We start from the raw sequence: 17,406 nt of genomic DNA, 5'->3' as shown, positions 1-17,406 counted from the left end.
TATTTCGTTGGACAACGTTTGATTTTCTGAGCAGGTATCTAATACCTCTTAAATCCCCCAAAACATAAGATTAATAGCATCCTTGATCTCATCCGCACAGTCGCTGAGGTCTGCAATCACTTCGCCAATGACTTCAACAGGAACACTCGAAAGCTCAGTCGTCATCAGCCGATAATTTTCACCGTTGATGAGGATCAGAGGAAACAGCGTTTTATTCACTTTCTCAGACAGATGATGTGATTCGATAAGCGGGATGACCATGCGTCGCTTTGGTGTGTCGACAATATCGCTTTGCATATCGACAAACGTTTTGTAGTGGCTGGATCGTTTACACGATCACCAGTTCCTATTTCCATCAGCAAAGGAACCATTCTGTGCGATAAATCGGGCGACTTCTTTCATCCCTTCGCGGTTTTCCTTTTTCCACACCTCAGTTTTGATACGGTGGGCTTCTTTGCCTATGACGTCATTCACCAGACCAGAAATAGGTACCCCGGTAGCATTGGGAATCTGATTATCGTTTTTGTCCACGGCAATGCTAATCCGGCGTTTCATGGCCGTGTTCCTCTTTAACCAAGCGCTTTATATTTTGCAGGGATCTTAGCAATAATGCTGGCGGGGTCTAGAGAAAGTAAACGGGCGATATGGATAAATTCTACGATGTCTAATCTTCTTTCCCCGTTCTCAACCTTAGCGATAAACGATTGAGGACGATCCAGCGCGAGCGCGAGATTTCCCTGCGTGATCCCTTTGGCAATGCGTGCTTCACGTAATGCCTTGATAACGATTTGATATTCGTCAGAGTAAACAGAAGCCATCGATTCAACCCCATAAAATTTGGGATCAAATATCAGTCGCTCACTGCTTTATCCCAAAACGGGATAAGTGATTTTTTGTGTTGATTACTTAATGTTATCTGTCCGTATCTTATGCGCTATTTTTTCTAAAACAGTGGCAGCGTCTACAGATAGCAGGTGAGCGATATGGGCAAATTCAACAACATCCAGCCTACGTTCCCCATTCTCGATTTTGGCTACAAAAGACTGAGGTCGACCTAAAGCGTTGGCCAAATTTTCTTGGGTCATGCCTTTTACGATTCTGGCCTCTCGCAGTACTTTTATAACTGATTGATATTCATCTGAATAAATCGATGCCATTTTGGTGACCTTGATTAATATCCCAAAATCGAATATCAATCATTTCTCTTTTTATCCCAAAGTGGGATAATTGAGTTGATTCATCATAGGGAGAGGTTAGAGAAATGGATAAGCACGATTGGCATCCGGCAGACATTATTGCTGGCTTGAGGAAGAAAGGTACAACGCTGGCGGCGGTATCAAGAGCATCTGGATTAGCGTCTTCAACACTCGCTAATGCTTTAACGAGACACTGGCCCAAAGGCGAAAGGTTAATTGCTTGTGCATTGGGAAAGCAGCCGGAGGAGATCTGGCCGTCACGCTATCAGGGTATGAGCTCGAATCATAGGGAAGGGGAGGCGGGATAGCGCTTTTGTCGAGAATCGAACCCTATTCAGGACCCATTCCCCAAAAGCAAAAAACCAGCCGTTAGGCTGGTTTCTTTAAATTAGTGGTGCCCGGACTCGGACAAACGCCGTAGGCGTTGAACAGCGCGCTTGTCGCGCTGGCCCTGAAAGGGTGAGCCGCTTGCGGCGAATAATCGAACGGTGTTCGATGGAGAGTCCACACGCCAGAAACGAAAAACCCCCGCCAAAGGCGAGGGTTAAGAAAAAGTGGTGCCCGGACTCGGAATCGAACCAAGGACACGAGGATTTTCAATCCTCTGCTCTACCGACTGAGCTATCCGGGCAACGGGGCGCATTAAACCGTATTGGCCGCGTGTCGTCAACGGGTTTCTGTCACAAAGCGGAGCGCCTGCGCTATTTTCAGGCAATTGTATTATTTGCTAGCCAGTTTCTGGCGATCCTTTCAGCACGCTTAGCGTGATAACGTTTCTTTCTGATTCTCGCGGCATGTTTCGTTGCACTTTTTACCGCCTTGAGTGCGGGCTGGATTGTTGAATTTGATGAAGAATAATGCCACTATTGCGCGGTTTTTAACGTCTCGTTCACCTGAACGCCCCTTTAAGCGTAGTTAGCGTTAGCTAAAGAGGATCGCCGATATGTCAGATTCATTGCTCATGGTGCTGCACGCTCGCGCCAGTTCGTTGATGACATCGCTGCGCGTTTCTTCTTCTCACCACTGCGCGGTTTACTTTTCTCCCCGTCGATTATCCTCCTTCACCATGCGGTGAGGCGTTCGTTCGCTCACTGTTAGGCATGAGTAAAAATAGAGTACGCCTCTGCTTTTACTGATGTCTATCGGATGGTGCTGGCTCCAGTTTTTCCATTCTTAGCCTACAGTTTACCTGTAGGGATCATACGCTTGTCGTTATTGATTGGCATTGTGATTGGTCGGGATTGTTATCCCTGAACGGTGTCTTCCAGGCACGTACACTTACCTTTAACCGTTTGGGTTTGGTTACATGAAACAGTTAAAAATTGCGGCGAATGCAGCGGTTGCCACCCGTTTAATCACAACGCGCGAGATTGTCGCGTTGAGTCAGACCGACTTCACTGATGTGGCGGCGGTCGTGGTTTCTATTGAGGAAGCCCGTAGCGGTATTCTGTCGATATTGCAGCACACCGGTTTTAGTATTCCGGCGTTTGTCGAAGAGCCTGATGAAGATAAAGAGTTAGATGTTCTGCCTGCGGGCAGCGAATGGCTGGTTCTCGATGACGAAGGTGAGCACGCGAACGTGCTGGAGCGTGCGGCGAAAGCCTATCAGGATGCGATATTGCCACCGTTTTTCGATACGCTGACCAAATACGTCAACATGAAAAACACGACGTTTGCCTGCCCGGGGCATCAGGGCGGTCAGTTCTTCCGCAAGCACCCGGCGGGGCGTCAGTTTTTTGAGTTTTACGGTGAGAACGTGTTCCGTTCGGACATCTGTAACGCGGACGTCAAACTGGGCGATTTGCTGATCCATGAAGGGGCAGCGAAGAAGGCGCAGAAGCACGCGGCACGCGTGTTTAACGCGGATAAAACCTATTTCGTGTTGAACGGCACCTCTTCGGCGAACAAAGTGGTGACGAATGCGCTGCTGGCGCGTGGCGATCTGGTGCTGTTTGACCGTAACAACCATAAATCCAACCACCACGGTGCGTTGATTCAGGCGGGTGCGACGCCGGTCTATCTGGAAACCGTGCGCAATCCGTTCGGCTTTATCGGCGGCGTGGATGCGCACTGTTTTGATGAAGCCTATCTGCGCAAGCTGATTGCGGAAGTCGCGCCGGAACGCGCCAACGAGCCGCGCCCGTTCCGTCTGGCCGTCATCCAGCTCGGCACCTATGACGGCACGATTTATAACGCGCGCCAGGTGGTCGATAGCATCGGGCATCTGTGCGACTACATTCTGTTTGACTCTGCCTGGGTCGGCTACGAGCAGTTTATCCCGATGATGGAGCAGTGCTCGCCGCTGTTACTGGATCTGAACGAGAACGATCCGGGGATTTTCGTGACGCAGTCGGTGCATAAGCAGCAGGCTGGCTTCTCCCAGACCTCGCAGATCCACAAGAAAGATACGCACATCAAAGGCCAGCGCCGTTTCTGCAACCATAAGCAGCTGAATAACGCCTTTATGCTGCACGCTTCGACCAGCCCGTTTTATCCGCTGTTCGCCGCGCTAGACGTCAATGCCAAAATGCACGAAGGGGCAAGCGGGCGTCGTATGTGGATGGACTGCGTGAAGCTGGGTATTGAAGCGCGTAAGCAACTGCTGACACGTTGTTCGCTCATCAAACCGTTCGTACCCGTGACGGTGGGCGGCGCGCTCTGGCAGGATCACGATACGGAGACGATCGCGCAGGACGTACGCTTCTTCAATTTTGAGCCGGGCGAGAAATGGCATGCGTTTGAAGGATACGCCGAGGATCAGTATTTTATCGATCCTTGCAAGTTACTGCTGACGACGCCGGGTATTGATGCGACTAGCGGCGATTATACCGAATTTGGTATTCCGGCAACGATCCTTGCCAACTACCTGCGCGAGCACGGCATCATCCCTGAAAAATGCGACATGAACTCGATCCTGTTCCTGCTAACGCCAGCGGAAGACGCTGCCAAAATGCAGGAGCTGGTGAATGCGCTGGTGCATTTCGAAACGCTGATCGCCCGCGATGCGCCGCTGAGTGAAGTGCTGCCTAGCCTGTACCAGAAATACAAAGAGCGTTATCGCGGTTACCGGCTGCGTCGGCTGTGTCAGGAAATGCATGATTTTTACGCGCAGCACAACGTGAAAGATCTGCAAAAAGCGATGTTCCGCAAAACCGAGTTTCCGTCGGTGGTGATGTTGCCACAGGATGCCAACAGGGAATTTGTACGCGGGAATATCGAGCTGATCCCTATCGACGAAGCGGAAGGACGTATCGCGGCAGAAGGCGCATTGCCGTATCCGCCGGGCGTACTGTGTGTTGTGCCGGGGGAAACCTGGGGCGGGGCGGTACAGCGCTATTTTCTGGCGTTGGAAGCAGGCATTAACCTACTGCCGGGCTTCTCTCCGGAATTGCAGGGTGTCTATAGCGTCGCGGAAGAAGATGGCAGCAAGCGTCTGTACGGTTACGTGGTAGAACAGTAATTACCTTTCTCTTCAGCTCATGAAACTCAGGCTCGGAAACGAGCCTGAGTTTTTTCTGTCTTAACGCAGGCTGGATTCCTGCTGGTTGGCGAGTTTCACTGCGTCACGCTGCTTTTTCAGCCCGCGCCAGCCGATCATCAGCATGATCGTCAGTACCGGAATTGTCGCAACTGTCCACGTGCCGTTCGGGTAATCAAACGCCATCAATCCCAATACGCTCACCAGAAAAGCCAGCGTCAGCCACGATGTCACGGGCGCACCGGGCATTTTGAACGCCACCGGTTTGGCTTTCCCCTGACGAATCGCTTTACGCAACTGCATCTGGCACAGAATGATGAACGCCCAGGAGCAGATAATGCCGAGCGAGGCGATATTCAGGACGATCTCGAACACCTGCGACGGCACCACGTAGTTCAGCACCACGCCGATAATGTGGATGCCGACTGTGACTAAAATACCGGTATACGGCACGGACTGGTTGCTCATTTTCGACAGGAAAGCGGGAGCCGAACCACCCAACGACAGCGAGCGCAGGATACGGCCCGTCGAGTACAAGCCAGAGTTCAGGCTCGACAGCGCAGCGGACAGCACCACGATATTCATGATCGTCCCGATATAGGGAACGCCCAGCTTGCTGAAGAAGGTCACGAACGGGCTTTGTCCGGCCTGATAGGCATTCCACGGCAGCAGGCAGACCAACAGCGCGACAGAACCGACGTAGAACAGGCCGATACGCCAGATGACGCTGTTGACCGCTTTCGGCAGCACCTGCTCTGGGTTCTTACATTCGCCTGCGGTTGTGCCGATGATCTCGATACCGGCAAAGGCAAATATCACCCCTTGCACCAGTACCAGCGCAGGCAGAATGCCGTGTGGGAACAGGCCGCCGTTATCGGTAATCAGGTGTAGGCCGGGCGTGTTGCCATCCAGCGGGCTGCCCGTGCCAAGATAGACCGTGCCGACCACTAGAAAAATGGCGATGGCCGCGACCTTAACCAGCGCAAACCAGAATTCCATTTCGGCAAACCACTTCACACCGATCAGGTTCATCAGCGTGACGATAGACAGCGCACCCAGCGCGAACAGCCACTGCGGGACATCGGCAAACGTGCCCCAATAGTGCATGTAGAGTGCGACGGCGGTGATGTCGACAATCCCGGTCATCGCCCAGTTGAGGAAGTACATCCAGCCTGCCACGTAGGAGGCTTTTTCACCCAGAAACTCACGCGAGTACGACACGAAGCTACCGCTGGTGGGGCGATGCACGATCAGTTCACCCAGCGCGCGCAGGATGAAAAAAGAGAAGATGCCGCAAACCAGATAGACCAACGCCAGCGCCGGCCCTGCCATTTGCAGACGCGCGCCCGCGCCAAGAAACAGCCCTGTGCCGATGGAGCCGCCAATTGCGATCATCTGTACGTGACGGTTGCCGAGACTTTGGTGATAACCCTTTTCGTGGAGACGTTGCTCGGCGGCATGACGCTCGCCCTGAGAGGAGGAATATTCTGTCATTGGTGTCCGTGTTTTCCTGTCTGTCACGCATCTCGTGGCGACGCGTTTTCTATTATTATTTATAATTCAAATGATTACGTTTTTGTCTGCGGCGTTTTTTTATGTCGTACATCCCTGTACGCCCCCCTTCGGGCCGTTGCTACGCAACGTTGAAAAACGCTCCCGGCGTTTTTTTATAGTGCGGTGAGCCACATGGCAGAAAACAACGGCAGCGATGCTACCTTTTCCTGTGTGCTGTGGCAAAAAATGGATAGAAGGAAAGTGTGTCAGAGCATGATGGCGTGAGGGATCGCTGCGTTAGGCGGGGAACACCCTTCACCGCCCCGGTTATGTGATAAATACCGGAGCGGGATGAAGCGCAAAAGGTGACGAATTACGCGCCGATATCTGCGCGCGTCGGCCCCTGAAAATGGATGGCGTTGATATGGCAACTGCGCGGCTGGATGAGCACGAAACGCATGGTTTCCCATATCGAGCGGGCATTCAGCAGATGCTCGCCCATTTTTTCCCCGCTCGCGGGGCTGTGATCAAAGCCGGTGACCTCAAAATCTGGTGGATAAAACCCCGTCACGCGAATGTTTTTCTGTGCGACATGATGCGCCAGATTCTGGCTAAAGCCGCTCATGCCGTGCTTGGCGGCGAAGAACGCGGGGTGGGCGATAGAGTCGTGGAACTGCGGCACGCCGCAAACGGAAACCATCGCCAGAATATCGGCACCCTGTGAACGACGCAGGCTCGGCAATAGCGCTTTGGTGAGCAGGATAGAACCGGTCAGGCCAGAGTTGATGGTGCTGACGATATCCGCATCGGTGTCTTCTTCGCCCAATGCGCCTTCCAGCCATTGGGCGGCGCTGAGTACCAGGATATCGACGGGCGTGCTGTCTTCCAGCAGCTGTGCGGAAAAATCGCTGACCGAATCAGAGCTGGCAATATCGCACTGATACGCACGCGCGGTGCCGCCTTCCTGATGAATGATGTCGACGCTGGCCTGTGCATCGGCCAATCTGCGGGCGCAAAGATCGACCTTCACCCCTTCGCGAGCCAGCCAGACGGATACCGCTTGTCCAAAATCGCGACCACCGCCGGTGACAATCGCGCGTTTACCTTTCAGCATCATATGTTCCCTTGGCAACGTGTGTGCTTCCGTTGCTGCGTACCCAGCGACAGAGCGGAACGCAGCATAAATGTGTTCGTTAGGTTTTCTGTGACGCTGCCTGTGCGGCGTCTTCTTCCGCCTGCCGTAAAATGGCTTTGGCGACCCACTGCGTGACATCCTGAATGCCGTCTTCTTCCAGATGCCAGATATCTTTCAGCACCAGGAAAACCTCCGAACCATAAATAAGCGATAAGGCATAAATCACCCGCTGTTGTGCTTCCGGCGTGATTTTTCCTTCCAGCGGTTCAGTGGCAATCTTGAGCAGGCGTTTACGATTGCCGCGCGTCAGCGTATCCGTATGCAGACGATTGGAGCGGCGATCGGCCCATTGTTGCAGCGAAAGATGTAACGCTGCACGCAGCGCACCTTCATGCTCCAGCATTCTTGGGTAAGCAAAGTGCAGCAGCTCAGAAACGCGTTCACTGGCGTCCGGCTGTGTCGGATGCCACGCCAGAATCGGGCCAAGGCTTTCGCCGACAACGGCGGAAACTAACGCACTTTGCGTTGGAAAATAGCGGTAGGCCGTTGCGCGTGAAAGTTGAGCCGCAGCGGCAACATCGGTAATGGAAGGGAATATGCCTTGATCGAACATATTCATGGCAGTATCAATTAGTAAACGACGGGTTTTCGCCCGTGTCGATGTCAGTTTTTCATCCCGTTCAATCACATAGACCTCATTGAATTTTCGGGCCGGACGCTATCGGGCAGCACGGCGTTGTCGCCTGAACTATAGCAAATTGAGTGATTCTTGTGCCACGTCAAGCTTTCTTACTGTTAATGTAATGCCATACATAACATTTTGAGACTTTTGTCTCATTTGGGTATTTAATGATTTGTCTTTCTGATACTCAAGTCTCAATATGGCGACAAATTAATCTTGTCTGTTTTTGGCTTCTTATAATTACTATTTATATCAATCTGTTAATTGTTTCGCTAACGGTGGGAGGGATACCAAATGGGAAGTGAAGTTGGCAGCGTTTATATTGCAAGTACCGCTGATACTAAAGGAAAAGAACAGATTTACGTCCGCGATTTGATTGCCGCTACAGGCTTAAAAACGGTCACGGTCGATCTGTCAACGACACCACCGTCAGCAGATACACAAGTGTCAGAGGCGACAGATATCAGCGCCGCAACGGTGGCATCTTACCATCCGCAGGGCGCATCGGCGGTGTTTTGCCATGACCGAGGTCAGGCAATTAGCGCCATGGCCGTTGCGTTTGAGCACTTCATGCTGTGCCGCGATGATATTGCCGGGGTGCTGGGTCTCGGCGGCTCCGGCGGAACCGCGCTGATTACACCCGCCATGCAGGCGTTACCGATTGGGATGCCGAAGCTGATGGTGTCGACGATGGCCTCCGGCGATATCTCCGGTTACATCGGTGCCAGCGATATCAGCATGATGTATTCCGTTACCGATGTGGCGGGCCTGAACCGCATTTCTCGTCAGGTTCTCGGCAACGCTGCGCACCAGATCGCCGGCGCCGTGAAGTTTCATATTCAGGAACATCATGACGATAAGCCCGCGATTGGCCTGACCATGTTTGGTGTCACGACGCCGTGCATTCAGGAAGCCAGTGCATTGCTGGAAGCGGAGTTTGACTGTCTGGTCTTTCACGCGACGGGCAGCGGTGGGAAAGCGATGGAAAAGCTGGTGGACAGCCATTTGCTCACCGGCGTGCTCGACCTCACCACGACAGAGGTGTGCGATTTACTGTTTGATGGCGTGCTGGCCTGTGGGCCGGAACGGTTTGATGCGATAGCCAAGACGCAGGTGCCTTATGTGGCGTCCTGCGGTGCGCTGGACATGGTGAATTTTGGTTCTCCCGCCAGCGTGCCGGAGAAATACGCGCATCGTCTGTTCTACAACCACAACGCGCAGGTCACCCTGATGCGAACCACGATAGACGAAAATATCGCGATGGCGCGCTGGATTGGGGAGAAGCTTAACCGCTGTGAAGGCGACGTGCGTTTCCTGATCCCGGAAGGCGGCTTCTCCGCGCTGGATGCACCGGATCAGGCATTCTGGCACCCGGAAGCGCGTGACGCGTTTATCCGCACGCTGGAGAGCGTCGTGCAGCAAACGGCAAGACGACAGATTATTCGTCTGCCTTTCCATATTAACGATCCTTTATTTGCCCATGCCGCAGTCGATGCGTTTCGGGCGTTAGTGAAATAAGAAGGGAGAAGCATGATGTCAGGCATGAATCGTCAGGAACTGCTGGCAAAATTCCGCGACATGATCGCGCGCCGCGAGCCGATTATCGGTGGTGGCGCAGGAACGGGGCTTTCCGCGAAATGTGAAGAAGCGGGCGGCATCGATCTGATCGTGATCTACAACTCTGGGCGCTATCGCATGGCGGGAAGAGGTTCGCTGGCTGGCCTGTTGGCTTACGGCAACGCGAATGAGATCGTCGTGGATATGGCGAAAGAGGTGCTGCCGGTTGTGAAGCACACGCCAGTGCTGGCGGGCGTAAACGGGACCGATCCTTTCTGTCAGTTTGATAAATTTCTGGATGACCTGAAAGCGCTGGGTTTTTCTGGCGTGCAGAATTTCCCAACCGTTGGGCTGATTGACGGTAATTTCCGCGCCAATCTGGAAGAAACCGGAATGGGGTACGCGCTGGAAGTGGACATGATTCGTCTGGCGCACGAAAAAGACATGCTGACCACGCCTTACGTGTTCAGTGCGGCAGATGCGGTCGCCATGACGAAAGCAGGGGCGGATATTATTGTGCCGCACATGGGGTTAACCACTGGCGGCAACATTGGGGCGGAAACCGCGCTTAATCTGGCGGATTGCGTTCCGTTGATTAATCACTGGGCACGTGAGGCGAAGTCCATACGTAAGGATGTGATTGTGCTGTGCCACGGTGGACCGATTTCAACACCGCAGGACGCACAGTTCATCATGGATCACTGCCCGCAGTGCGATGGTTTTTACGGTGCCAGCTCTATGGAGCGATTGCCGACAGAAACCGCATTAACGGCTACTACACAGCAATTTAAAAAAATTAAGCGTTAACAGACTTTTTTTGGCTCTATACCTAAGCCGACGTCCTAAAGCAGGAAAAAGGTGGGTAAATTTTGCGCCAATATCAGGGAATGCGGCCAGCACATGCTGGCCGTAGTTTTTTGTGAGCGAGGGTTAGAGCATACCTTCAAACGGGTTCCAGCTTTTGCTGTTCTGAGTTTCCTTCAGGTAGTACGCGTAGTTAGCCGTTCCTGCCCACAGATAACTGATAGAAAGAGCAATAGGAAGATTCATATACTCGGGAAGCATGGCATCAACGATAGCTTCAATGAAAGCGATAACAATGTTAATAGCAATACCAATACCTAACAGCGTCAGGTTTTTTCGCCATAACCCAAGAACAAAGAAGTAAATCAGGCCAAAAAAGAAAGCAATAAAGTTGCTCTGAATCAGAATTCTATTGAGAAAACTGAGATTTTTAAATGCAGCCTTATGGGCTGGTGTATTAGGCCCACCAAACTCATTATAAAACGCGAAGCGGGTTTGCCATTTTTTAGAGTATTGCTTCTCTACTGTTGTGTTTTCCATAACAACTCTCTTCTTTAAAGATGTGAATAATATTGCTGTAAATAATTTCGATGGGTATTTTACGCGCAGATTATTTTCTTGCTACCGTTGATTTTACTTATAACAACTCATCTCGATATATTGTTTGTAATGTGTCGTGGTAATTTAATATTGTTATTAGTAGGAGGTTAATGGAGTAATTTTACTGCGATAATAATGGAATCAAAGGCAGGTAGTGCAGTCTATGCGGCTGATTTTTGTAATCACAGGCATGTTTATTACTATGGCTATTAACTCTTGTATTTTTTATTAATTCCGGATAATTGATTGAACTAAGTAAAATTTAATATTGCTCTCAATAGTGATCCTCACTCCCTTTATTCATACAATCGCAAAGAATGGCGTTATTTATTGGTGTTAATCGAACGTTTGTTGTCAGAGCATTCTTATTCTTCTCTCGGCTCCCAGTCGTGTTGCTGCTCAGGCAGAAAAAACAGAGGTACTAAATAGCGTTTTAGGTCTCGTTGGTACGAAAGTCATTGTTATAAATGCTATTTTTCACAGCACGGAAACTTCGGAGAAATAGGTATGACATGGCGTATCACGATAGGACTACTCACGAACTTACTACTCAGCTTTGGCGTTATGGCAAACGCGGGCATTGGGTTTCAACAAATCACGTTAGCGGATGAGGCCACTAACAGGCCGTTGGACGTCGCCGTATTTTATCCGGCGTCATCACCATCGCAGACGACGACCATTGGCGAGAATATTGCTTTTCCCGGCATTGTGGTGAGTAAAAATGCCGAGCCTGAGTCAGGTGAACATCCTTTGATTGTGGTTTCACACGGTTATGGCGGGAGCTGGTTTAATCAACTCTGGCTGGCGCAGGTGTTGGTTAAGCAAGGCTATATTGTCGCTGCGCCCAATCATCCTGGAACTACGACGAAAGACATGCGCCCTGTGAACGCTCAGGCATTGTGGCAACGCCCTCATGACCTCAGCCGCGTCATTACGGCATTACTCGCTACGCCAGAGAAGACGGGGCAGGTTGATGCGAAGCGCATTGCCGCTGTGGGCCATTCGTTGGGGGGATGGACGGTGCTGGCGCTGGCTGGTGGGCGTTTCAATACCGAACAGTTTGAGAAGGATTGTCTGATGCACGTCGGGCTGGCGTCCTGCAAGGCTTATGAAAAGATGCAGGTCGCAAAGAGTGCCGAATCGCGCGCGCAGCTTGATAAATCACTCGCCGATCCGCGCATCAGCGCGGTGGTCTCGCTGGATATGGGGCTGGCGCGAGGGTTTACCGCAGAGAGTCTGGCGGCGATAAACATTCCCGTATTGATTATGGCGGCGGGGTATCCCAATGAGGAACTGCCCGCTGAGTTGGAATCTCACGATCTGGCGCAGAAGCTATCACCAGCGCATTCAGCGTATAAAGAAATTGCCGACGCGACGCATTTTAGTTTTATGCAGCTTTGTAAGCCAGGTGCTGTTGAAATCATCAACGCCGAGAGCCCAGGCGACGGCATGATTTGTCTCGATGGCGGTGAGCGTTCGCGTGAACAGATCCATCAGGAAATAGGGAAGGATGTCAGCGATTTTCTTCAGGCGGCGTGGCGGAAGCCGTAGTCTGTTCCTGAAGTGGGTACTGACTACGCCAGACGCTCGGATTCATCCCCGTTAGCCGCAGAAATTCGCGGTTGAAGTTTGATTTAGTCTGAAACCCGCTGGCCAGCATGATATCCGTGATTCGGTCATCCGTTTGGCTGAGGAGGCGCTTAGCCTCCTCTATGCGATATTCGTTCATCACCTGCGAGAAATTACGACCGTGAACGCGGTTGATGGTTTCGGACAGGCGTCTGAGCGGTATGCCCATGCGTCTGCTCAAGCGCTGAAGCGTCATGCCCGGATCGGTGTACAGCGCGTGAGTGCGGATGAAATCATCTAACGCTTTCGCGAGCTGGTGTTCGTCTTCGGTGGCGGGTACGGCTTCAGGCTTCTGGTCAGGCGGAGCGACAAGCCCTGCCTGCGGGGATGAGCGGTGTGTGACGATCAGCAGGGTCAATATCGCCAGCATGACGATGTGGAATGCGGTGATGATGGTCGCCGCGCTATTGCCGCTGTAGAACGTGATATCCAGTGCAATGACGGTGTCGATAGCGCCGGAGATAAGCACATACAGCCCGGCGATAAACGGCGCGCTTTTCCATCTGGGTGATGACGTTTGCAGACGGCGAGCGCTGTAAATCAGCGCTGCCCCATAACCGAAGTAAATACTCACCAGCATCAGATCGATGAGCGGAACGGTTGTTCTGCTCTGGATGGCGCTTGCGCCAAGGATGAGTAAGGGCGGTAACAGATGCCAGAGATATCGTCGGCGTGAGCGGGTTACGTCCTCAGATACTTTGTCGCCGTGAGGGAAAAGACACAGCCATAACAGCGGTGGAATCGATGCGGCAATCGTGGGTTGAATAAACGCGGGTAAGGCAACATGGCTGCCCCAGCGTAACGCCACCAGCGTCAGGGCAAGACAGCTTACGCCGATGAGTACCGCTTCTGCCGTTGCACTGCGCTTTTTGGTGTTCTTGTTATGGGAATGGTTGTGAATAGCCAGAAACTGGATGCGAAAAAACAAAATAACCAGCAGAAGTGCGGTAATAAACGGTAAAGGAATCGCGGTCATCGTGTTTATCAACAACGTTATTATAGATATCTGGTCAGATGAAACCGCGCTACCGGAATAAACCCGGTAGCGCGGCGTTCTGTGGTGCGCGTGAATTAGCGGCGGTAATTTTTCTGTGCCGTGTTCACTTTGTACAGATAGCGACGTGATTCACCAGACGGATGCTTCGTTGTCAGCGTTTGGTAGACATCGCTCGGTGACATGTTGTTGATCATGCCCACGGCGCGATCGCGATCGCTGGAGAAGACGCGCAACACGCTGCCTGCGCCACCGTTATACGCGGTGATGACGGCGTAGCGTTTCGACGTCGGGTTCTCAATGCCGGCCAGATAGCTGTTCTTCAGAATCGACAGATAGGCGGTACCCGCGTCGATGTTTTGTTCTGGATCGAACAGATAGCTGCGGCTTGGCTGTCCCCCTTTCCCTTTCATCTTGAAGACGTCGCGTCCTGCGCTGTGCTGCACCACCTGCATCAGACCCAGCGCATCGGAACGGCTGACGGCATAAGGGTTGAAGCTCGATTCTGTCTGCATAATCGCCAGAATCAGCGACTCTTCAATGCCGTAACGCTCGGAAGCCTTACGCACCAGCGGCAGGTATTTGTGCGCACGTTTATCCAGATGGTTAGGGACAAGCTGCATCGTGACCGACCAGATAACGTGCATGCCGGAGGTGCGTTTTTGCAGACGGTTCTGGAGCAGGTAATCCGCAAAGCTGGCCGCACGGCCTTCCCAGCGGATCGGTTGTCCGGTGTTATCCAGCACCTGTCCGTACAGCAGCGGCTCGCGGCTGATTTGAATATCGTTAGCGTCGGAATACAGGTCGGTGTTACTGGCGTCATCGCCCATCAACAGGGTCGTGATAATCGCCTGGCGCAGGCTGGCAACGGAGTCGGTTGCCGAAATGGTTTCGATCGTGATTGAACCGGCATCAAAGTTGATGTGGCTACGCGTCTTATATTGATCGGTGTATTTGACGTAGTCTTTCGGGCCCGCGATCAGTACTTCATTCATCCCCCAGATATTTTCGATGTTGTTGGCGAACTGGCCCATCAAAATATCGAAGGCGTTGGTATCCTTGAGAAACTCTTCGTCGTTGGCATTCCCTTTGTTTCCTGAACAGGAAACCAGCAGTGGTGCAATCACCAGCAGAGCTAACATTTTCTTCATATAACAAGCCGTGTCGGAATGGGGACGTAAGCGGGCCCGAAAGCCCGCAATCTCAGTGGCTCGGAGGCGTATAGCCTTCGATGTGTACGTCCTTTCCTTCAAACAGGAATTTGATCATTTCCTGTTCCAACAGCTTACGGTCGTCAACATTCATCATGCTGAGTTTTTTCTCGTTGATTAGCATGGTTTGCTTGGTTTGCCACTGTGCCCAGGCTTCTTTGGAAATTTCGGTATAGATGCGCTTGCCCAGATCGCCGGGATAGAGCTGGAAATCCTGCCCTTCGGCGTCGCGTTGTAAAAAAGTACAAAAAATCGTTCTGCTCATGCTTCTTCCTCATCAATTTCGCAGGCTTTCAAACGTGTTGACTGCGGGTGAGCCAACTCCCTCAATAGGCGTTCTACCGGGGCGGCCAGTCCGACAGACGGCGGCTGCGCTAAGTTATACCAGAGACCTGCATCGTCATCCATGCAGGACCTGTTTTGTGAGCGATCGGTCTGCGATACGTCCAGCCAGAGCGGAACGATATCCAGATGAAAATGGCTAAAGGTATGGCGGAACGCGACAAGCTGTTGCAATCCATCAGGATTCAGACCGCGTTGTTGCATCCAGAGTTCCAATTCCCGACGTTCGCTGAACTGTGGGAAGCAAAATAGCCCGCCCCACAGGCCGACGGCAGGGCGCTGTTGCAGCCAGACCTGAGAACCTTGTTGCATCAGCAGGAACCAGCCGGTTTTCTCCGGCAGCGTCTGCTTCGGTTTCTTGCCGGGGTATTGCGCCCAGCTGTGGTTGGCGTAGGCAATGCAGCCGGTGTTCAGCGGGCACAGTTCGCACTTGGGGCGGCTGCGGGTACAGACCATCGCACCGAGATCCATCATCGCCTGATTAAACTGGCTGACGCCCTCGGCTGGCGTGACGTCTTCACTCCGCGCCCACAGTTTCTTTTCAACCTCTTTCTTGCCCGGCCAGCCGTCAACGGCATAGCAGCGTGCCAGCACGCGCTTCACGTTACCGTCGAGAATCGGGTAATGCTGGCCGAGCGCGAGCGACAGCACCGCGCCGGCGGTGGAACGCCCGACGCCCGGTAATGCCGCGACTTCATCAAAGGTGGTGGGGAACTCGCCGCCGTGACGTGACACGATGGTTTGTGCCGCTTTGTGCAGGTTGCGCGCGCGGGCGTAGTAGCCCAGCCCGGTCCACAGGTGGAGCACTTCGTCCAGCGGCGCTGCCGCCAGGGCGTTTACGTTCGGAAAGCGTTCCATAAAGCGTTGGAAATAGGGAATAACCGTGGTGACCTGCGTTTGTTGCAACATCACTTCGGATAGCCATACTTTATAGGGAGTTTTCTCAAGCTGCCACGGCAGGGTTTTGCGGCCATAGCGTTGATACCAGTCCAGCACCTGATGGGCGAACTGTTGCGCTTGCATCATAAAATGGGGTCACTATCCGGCAGGTAAAAAGTTTGATAGCGATTCCAGCACAGAGTGAATGTGCTGTAAACCGGAACTTTCCGAGGCAGTGGGCTTGCTAAACCACGGTATCCTTGCATAATGCGCGTTTCATTAACGAAATCGGACAGCAAGTAAGCACTCTTTATGATTAACAACGTCATTTCACCGGAATTTGATGAAAATGGGCGCCCGATGCGTCGTATCCGCAGTTTTGTCCGCCGTCAGGGGCGCTTGACTAACGGGCAACAGCTGGCGCTGGATAACTACTGGCCGGTGATGGGCGTGGAATATCAGACCGAGCTGGTCGATTTTAACGCGCTATTTGGTCGTGACGCACCGGTGGTGCTGGAAATTGGGTTTGGGATGGGCGCCTCGCTGGTGACGATGGCGGCACAGCATCCTGAGCAGAATTTCCTCGGTATCGAAGTTCACCTGCCGGGCGTGGGAGCCTGTCTTGCTGCCGCACAAGAGGCGGGAATCAGCAATCTGCGCGTGATGTGTCACGATGCGATCGAAGTGCTGATGAATATGATCCCGGATGGTTCACTGTCCATGGTTCAACTCTTCTTCCCAGACCCGTGGCACAAAGCCCGCCATAATAAACGCCGTATCGTTCAGGTGCCTTTCGTCCAACTGGTACAGAGTAAGCTGAAAGTCGGCGGCGTGTTCCATATGGCAACAGACTGGGAACCTTATGCGCAACATATGCTCGAAGTGATGACCTCTGTCACCGAGTACCGTAATCTTTCCAATAATAATGAGTACGTTGAGCGGCCGGAGTCCCGTCCGCTGACGAAATTTGAAGCACGCGGCCAGCGTTTGGGGCATGGCGTGTGGGATCTGATGTTTGAGAGGATAAAATAAAATGGCACAAGCTCGTAGCCGTCGTTTACGTAAAAAGCTTCACATTGATGAGTTTCAGGAATTAGGTTTTTCTGTCAGCTTCCGCTTTCCAGAAGGCACTAGCGTAGAAGATATCGATCAGCTGATGGATAAGTTCGTTGACGACGTCATTGAACCAGAAGGACTGGCATTTGAAGGCAGCGGTTATCTGCTCTGGGAAGGCCTGATCTGTCTGCAAAAAATTGGTCACTGCACCGAAGAGCATCGCCAACTGGTTAGCCGCTGGTTGGAAGAGCAGAAACTGACTGACGTAAAAGTCAGCAACCTGTTCGATATCTGGTGGGATCTGCCAGAACACCTGCTGTAATCCTTGGTCTTATCAAGGCATGCCTGA

At 52.4% G+C, this 17,406-nt stretch carries 19 protein-coding genes, 1 tRNA gene and 1 pseudogene; 8 read left to right on the top strand and 13 right to left on the bottom strand.

What is annotated here, in order from left to right; translation table 11 throughout:
* Positions 1 to 48: 48 nt before the first annotated feature.
* From ccdB to QWJ20_RS06150, 4 genes and pseudogenes are all read right to left on the bottom strand, one after another.
* A pseudogene (gene ccdB / locus QWJ20_RS06165) lies at positions 49 to 330 on the bottom strand (type II toxin-antitoxin system toxin CcdB); the annotation flags it as partial.
* A gap of 6 nt (positions 331 to 336) precedes the next feature.
* Positions 337 to 555 carry a type II toxin-antitoxin system antitoxin CcdA gene (ccdA, locus tag QWJ20_RS06160; protein WP_433992085.1) on the bottom strand — a complete coding sequence of 73 codons (219 nt, stop codon included), beginning with the start codon at positions 553 to 555 and terminating at the stop codon, positions 337 to 339.
* 14 nt (positions 556 to 569) lie between these two features.
* Positions 570 to 818 (bottom strand): helix-turn-helix domain-containing protein, encoded by a 249-nt coding sequence (locus QWJ20_RS06155; protein ID WP_010299606.1) that lies wholly within the window; start codon positions 816 to 818, stop codon positions 570 to 572.
* A gap of 84 nt (positions 819 to 902) precedes the next feature.
* On the bottom strand, positions 903 to 1,157 hold the full coding sequence (locus tag QWJ20_RS06150) for a helix-turn-helix domain-containing protein (RefSeq protein WP_433992084.1): 255 nt from the start codon (positions 1,155 to 1,157) through the stop codon (positions 903 to 905).
* A gap of 104 nt (positions 1,158 to 1,261) precedes the next feature.
* Here QWJ20_RS06150 and QWJ20_RS06145 point away from each other — a divergent pair, with 104 nt between their 5' ends.
* Positions 1,262 to 1,504, top strand: coding sequence for a helix-turn-helix domain-containing protein (locus QWJ20_RS06145; RefSeq protein WP_174866205.1), 243 nt, complete (start codon positions 1,262 to 1,264; stop codon positions 1,502 to 1,504).
* A gap of 247 nt (positions 1,505 to 1,751) precedes the next feature.
* Here the strand turns inward: QWJ20_RS06145 and QWJ20_RS06140 are convergent.
* Positions 1,752 to 1,827, bottom strand: a tRNA-Phe gene (locus QWJ20_RS06140).
* Positions 1,828 to 2,139: 312 nt separating this feature from the next.
* Here QWJ20_RS06140 and QWJ20_RS06135 point away from each other — a divergent pair.
* Together QWJ20_RS06135 and QWJ20_RS06130 are read left to right on the top strand one after the other, a co-directional pair.
* Positions 2,140 to 2,271 carry a hypothetical protein gene (locus QWJ20_RS06135; protein ID WP_262252947.1) on the top strand — a complete coding sequence of 44 codons (132 nt, stop codon included), beginning with the start codon at positions 2,140 to 2,142 and terminating at the stop codon, positions 2,269 to 2,271.
* 231 nt (positions 2,272 to 2,502) lie between these two features.
* Positions 2,503 to 4,656: an ornithine decarboxylase gene (locus QWJ20_RS06130; RefSeq protein ID WP_174872007.1), complete on the top strand. Its 2,154-nt coding sequence runs from the start codon at positions 2,503 to 2,505 to the stop codon at positions 4,654 to 4,656.
* A 60-nt stretch (positions 4,657 to 4,716) separates the two neighbouring features.
* Here the strand turns inward: QWJ20_RS06130 and ansP are convergent, their stop codons facing one another.
* The 3 genes from ansP to QWJ20_RS06115 form a co-directional block, all read right to left on the bottom strand.
* Entirely contained in the window at positions 4,717 to 6,168 is a 1,452-nt protein-coding gene (gene ansP, locus QWJ20_RS06125) for an L-asparagine permease (RefSeq protein WP_433992083.1), read from the bottom strand.
* A 373-nt stretch (positions 6,169 to 6,541) separates the two neighbouring features.
* Positions 6,542 to 7,282: an SDR family oxidoreductase gene (locus tag QWJ20_RS06120; RefSeq protein WP_433992392.1), complete on the bottom strand. Its 741-nt coding sequence runs from the start codon at positions 7,280 to 7,282 to the stop codon at positions 6,542 to 6,544.
* A gap of 79 nt (positions 7,283 to 7,361) precedes the next feature.
* Positions 7,362 to 7,991, bottom strand: a complete 630-nt coding sequence (locus QWJ20_RS06115) for a TetR/AcrR family transcriptional regulator (RefSeq protein ID WP_039483806.1) — start codon at positions 7,989 to 7,991, stop codon at positions 7,362 to 7,364.
* Between the two features lie 288 nt (positions 7,992 to 8,279).
* Between QWJ20_RS06115 and QWJ20_RS06110 the strand changes: the two genes are divergently transcribed.
* On the top strand, positions 8,280 to 9,503 hold the full coding sequence (locus QWJ20_RS06110) for a Tm-1-like ATP-binding domain-containing protein (protein ID WP_433992082.1): 1,224 nt from the start codon (positions 8,280 to 8,282) through the stop codon (positions 9,501 to 9,503).
* A 12-nt stretch (positions 9,504 to 9,515) separates the two neighbouring features.
* The gene (locus QWJ20_RS06105; protein WP_109412691.1) at positions 9,516 to 10,349 is read left to right on the top strand and encodes a phosphoenolpyruvate hydrolase family protein; all 834 of its coding nucleotides are present in this window, start codon (positions 9,516 to 9,518) and stop codon (positions 10,347 to 10,349) included.
* Between the two features lie 123 nt (positions 10,350 to 10,472).
* On the opposite strand, the gene QWJ20_RS06100 is transcribed toward QWJ20_RS06105, so the two are convergent.
* Positions 10,473 to 10,886 (bottom strand): DUF2628 domain-containing protein, encoded by a 414-nt coding sequence (locus tag QWJ20_RS06100; protein WP_095993838.1) that lies wholly within the window; start codon positions 10,884 to 10,886, stop codon positions 10,473 to 10,475.
* A 567-nt stretch (positions 10,887 to 11,453) separates the two neighbouring features.
* On the opposite strand from QWJ20_RS06100, the gene QWJ20_RS06095 reads away from it, so the two are divergent.
* Entirely contained in the window at positions 11,454 to 12,497 is a 1,044-nt protein-coding gene (locus tag QWJ20_RS06095) for an alpha/beta hydrolase family protein (RefSeq protein WP_127157645.1), read from the top strand.
* Here the strand turns inward: QWJ20_RS06095 and QWJ20_RS06090 are convergent.
* From QWJ20_RS06090 to mutY, 4 genes are all read right to left on the bottom strand, one after another.
* Positions 12,460 to 13,551 carry a helix-turn-helix domain-containing protein gene (locus QWJ20_RS06090; RefSeq protein ID WP_433992081.1) on the bottom strand — a complete coding sequence of 364 codons (1,092 nt, stop codon included), beginning with the start codon at positions 13,549 to 13,551 and terminating at the stop codon, positions 12,460 to 12,462. The genes QWJ20_RS06095 and QWJ20_RS06090 overlap by 38 nt on opposite strands.
* Before the next feature lie 95 nt (positions 13,552 to 13,646).
* The gene (mltC, locus tag QWJ20_RS06085) at positions 13,647 to 14,720 is read right to left on the bottom strand and encodes a membrane-bound lytic murein transglycosylase MltC (RefSeq protein ID WP_120357972.1); all 1,074 of its coding nucleotides are present in this window, start codon (positions 14,718 to 14,720) and stop codon (positions 13,647 to 13,649) included.
* Positions 14,721 to 14,772: 52 nt separating this feature from the next.
* Positions 14,773 to 15,045 carry an oxidative damage protection protein gene (locus tag QWJ20_RS06080; protein ID WP_249683686.1) on the bottom strand — a complete coding sequence of 91 codons (273 nt, stop codon included), beginning with the start codon at positions 15,043 to 15,045 and terminating at the stop codon, positions 14,773 to 14,775.
* On the bottom strand, positions 15,042 to 16,148 hold the full coding sequence (gene mutY / locus QWJ20_RS06075; protein WP_233966427.1) for an A/G-specific adenine glycosylase: 1,107 nt from the start codon (positions 16,146 to 16,148) through the stop codon (positions 15,042 to 15,044). The genes QWJ20_RS06080 and mutY overlap by 4 nt, the downstream gene beginning before the upstream one ends.
* Positions 16,149 to 16,313: 165 nt before the next feature.
* Between mutY and trmB the strand changes: the two genes are divergently transcribed.
* Together trmB and QWJ20_RS06065 are read left to right on the top strand one after the other, a co-directional pair.
* Positions 16,314 to 17,033: a tRNA (guanosine(46)-N7)-methyltransferase TrmB gene (trmB, locus tag QWJ20_RS06070; RefSeq protein WP_039472184.1), complete on the top strand. Its 720-nt coding sequence runs from the start codon at positions 16,314 to 16,316 to the stop codon at positions 17,031 to 17,033.
* 1 nt (position 17,034) lies between these two features.
* A complete protein-coding gene (locus QWJ20_RS06065; protein ID WP_039483816.1) occupies positions 17,035 to 17,379 on the top strand; it encodes a YggL family protein in 345 nt (114 codons plus the stop codon).
* Positions 17,380 to 17,406 lie beyond the last annotated feature (27 nt).

The organism is Pectobacterium sp. S5 (assembly GCF_051707265.1).
Lineage (GTDB): Bacteria > Pseudomonadota > Gammaproteobacteria > Enterobacterales > Enterobacteriaceae > Pectobacterium > Pectobacterium polare.
Note: the sequence above shows the minus strand (reverse complement) of the source record. Positions and strands in the feature narration are given on the sequence as shown.

Coding starts and splice junctions, on each gene's coding strand:
- QWJ20_RS06090 (WP_433992081.1), bottom strand. CDS start 13,551: ATGACCGCGATTCCTTTACCGTTTATTACCGCACTTCTGCTGGTTATT.
- QWJ20_RS06130 (WP_174872007.1), top strand. CDS start 2,503: ATGAAACAGTTAAAAATTGCGGCGAATGCAGCGGTTGCCACCCGTTTA.
- QWJ20_RS06120 (WP_433992392.1), bottom strand. CDS start 7,282: ATGCTGAAAGGTAAACGCGCGATTGTCACCGGCGGTGGTCGCGATTTT.
- QWJ20_RS06110 (WP_433992082.1), top strand. CDS start 8,280: ATGGGAAGTGAAGTTGGCAGCGTTTATATTGCAAGTACCGCTGATACT.
- QWJ20_RS06080 (WP_249683686.1), bottom strand. CDS start 15,045: ATGAGCAGAACGATTTTTTGTACTTTTTTACAACGCGACGCCGAAGGG.
- QWJ20_RS06150 (WP_433992084.1), bottom strand. CDS start 1,157: ATGGCATCGATTTATTCAGATGAATATCAATCAGTTATAAAAGTACTG.
- mltC (WP_120357972.1), bottom strand. CDS start 14,720: ATGAAGAAAATGTTAGCTCTGCTGGTGATTGCACCACTGCTGGTTTCC.
- QWJ20_RS06145 (WP_174866205.1), top strand. CDS start 1,262: ATGGATAAGCACGATTGGCATCCGGCAGACATTATTGCTGGCTTGAGG.
- QWJ20_RS06155 (WP_010299606.1), bottom strand. CDS start 818: ATGGCTTCTGTTTACTCTGACGAATATCAAATCGTTATCAAGGCATTA.
- ccdA (WP_433992085.1), bottom strand. CDS start 555: ATGAAACGCCGGATTAGCATTGCCGTGGACAAAAACGATAATCAGATT.
- QWJ20_RS06105 (WP_109412691.1), top strand. CDS start 9,516: ATGATGTCAGGCATGAATCGTCAGGAACTGCTGGCAAAATTCCGCGAC.
- trmB (WP_039472184.1), top strand. CDS start 16,314: ATGATTAACAACGTCATTTCACCGGAATTTGATGAAAATGGGCGCCCG.
- mutY (WP_233966427.1), bottom strand. CDS start 16,148: ATGATGCAAGCGCAACAGTTCGCCCATCAGGTGCTGGACTGGTATCAA.
- QWJ20_RS06100 (WP_095993838.1), bottom strand. CDS start 10,886: ATGGAAAACACAACAGTAGAGAAGCAATACTCTAAAAAATGGCAAACC.
- QWJ20_RS06135 (WP_262252947.1), top strand. CDS start 2,140: ATGTCAGATTCATTGCTCATGGTGCTGCACGCTCGCGCCAGTTCGTTG.
- QWJ20_RS06065 (WP_039483816.1), top strand. CDS start 17,035: ATGGCACAAGCTCGTAGCCGTCGTTTACGTAAAAAGCTTCACATTGAT.
- ansP (WP_433992083.1), bottom strand. CDS start 6,168: ATGACAGAATATTCCTCCTCTCAGGGCGAGCGTCATGCCGCCGAGCAA.
- QWJ20_RS06095 (WP_127157645.1), top strand. CDS start 11,454: ATGACATGGCGTATCACGATAGGACTACTCACGAACTTACTACTCAGC.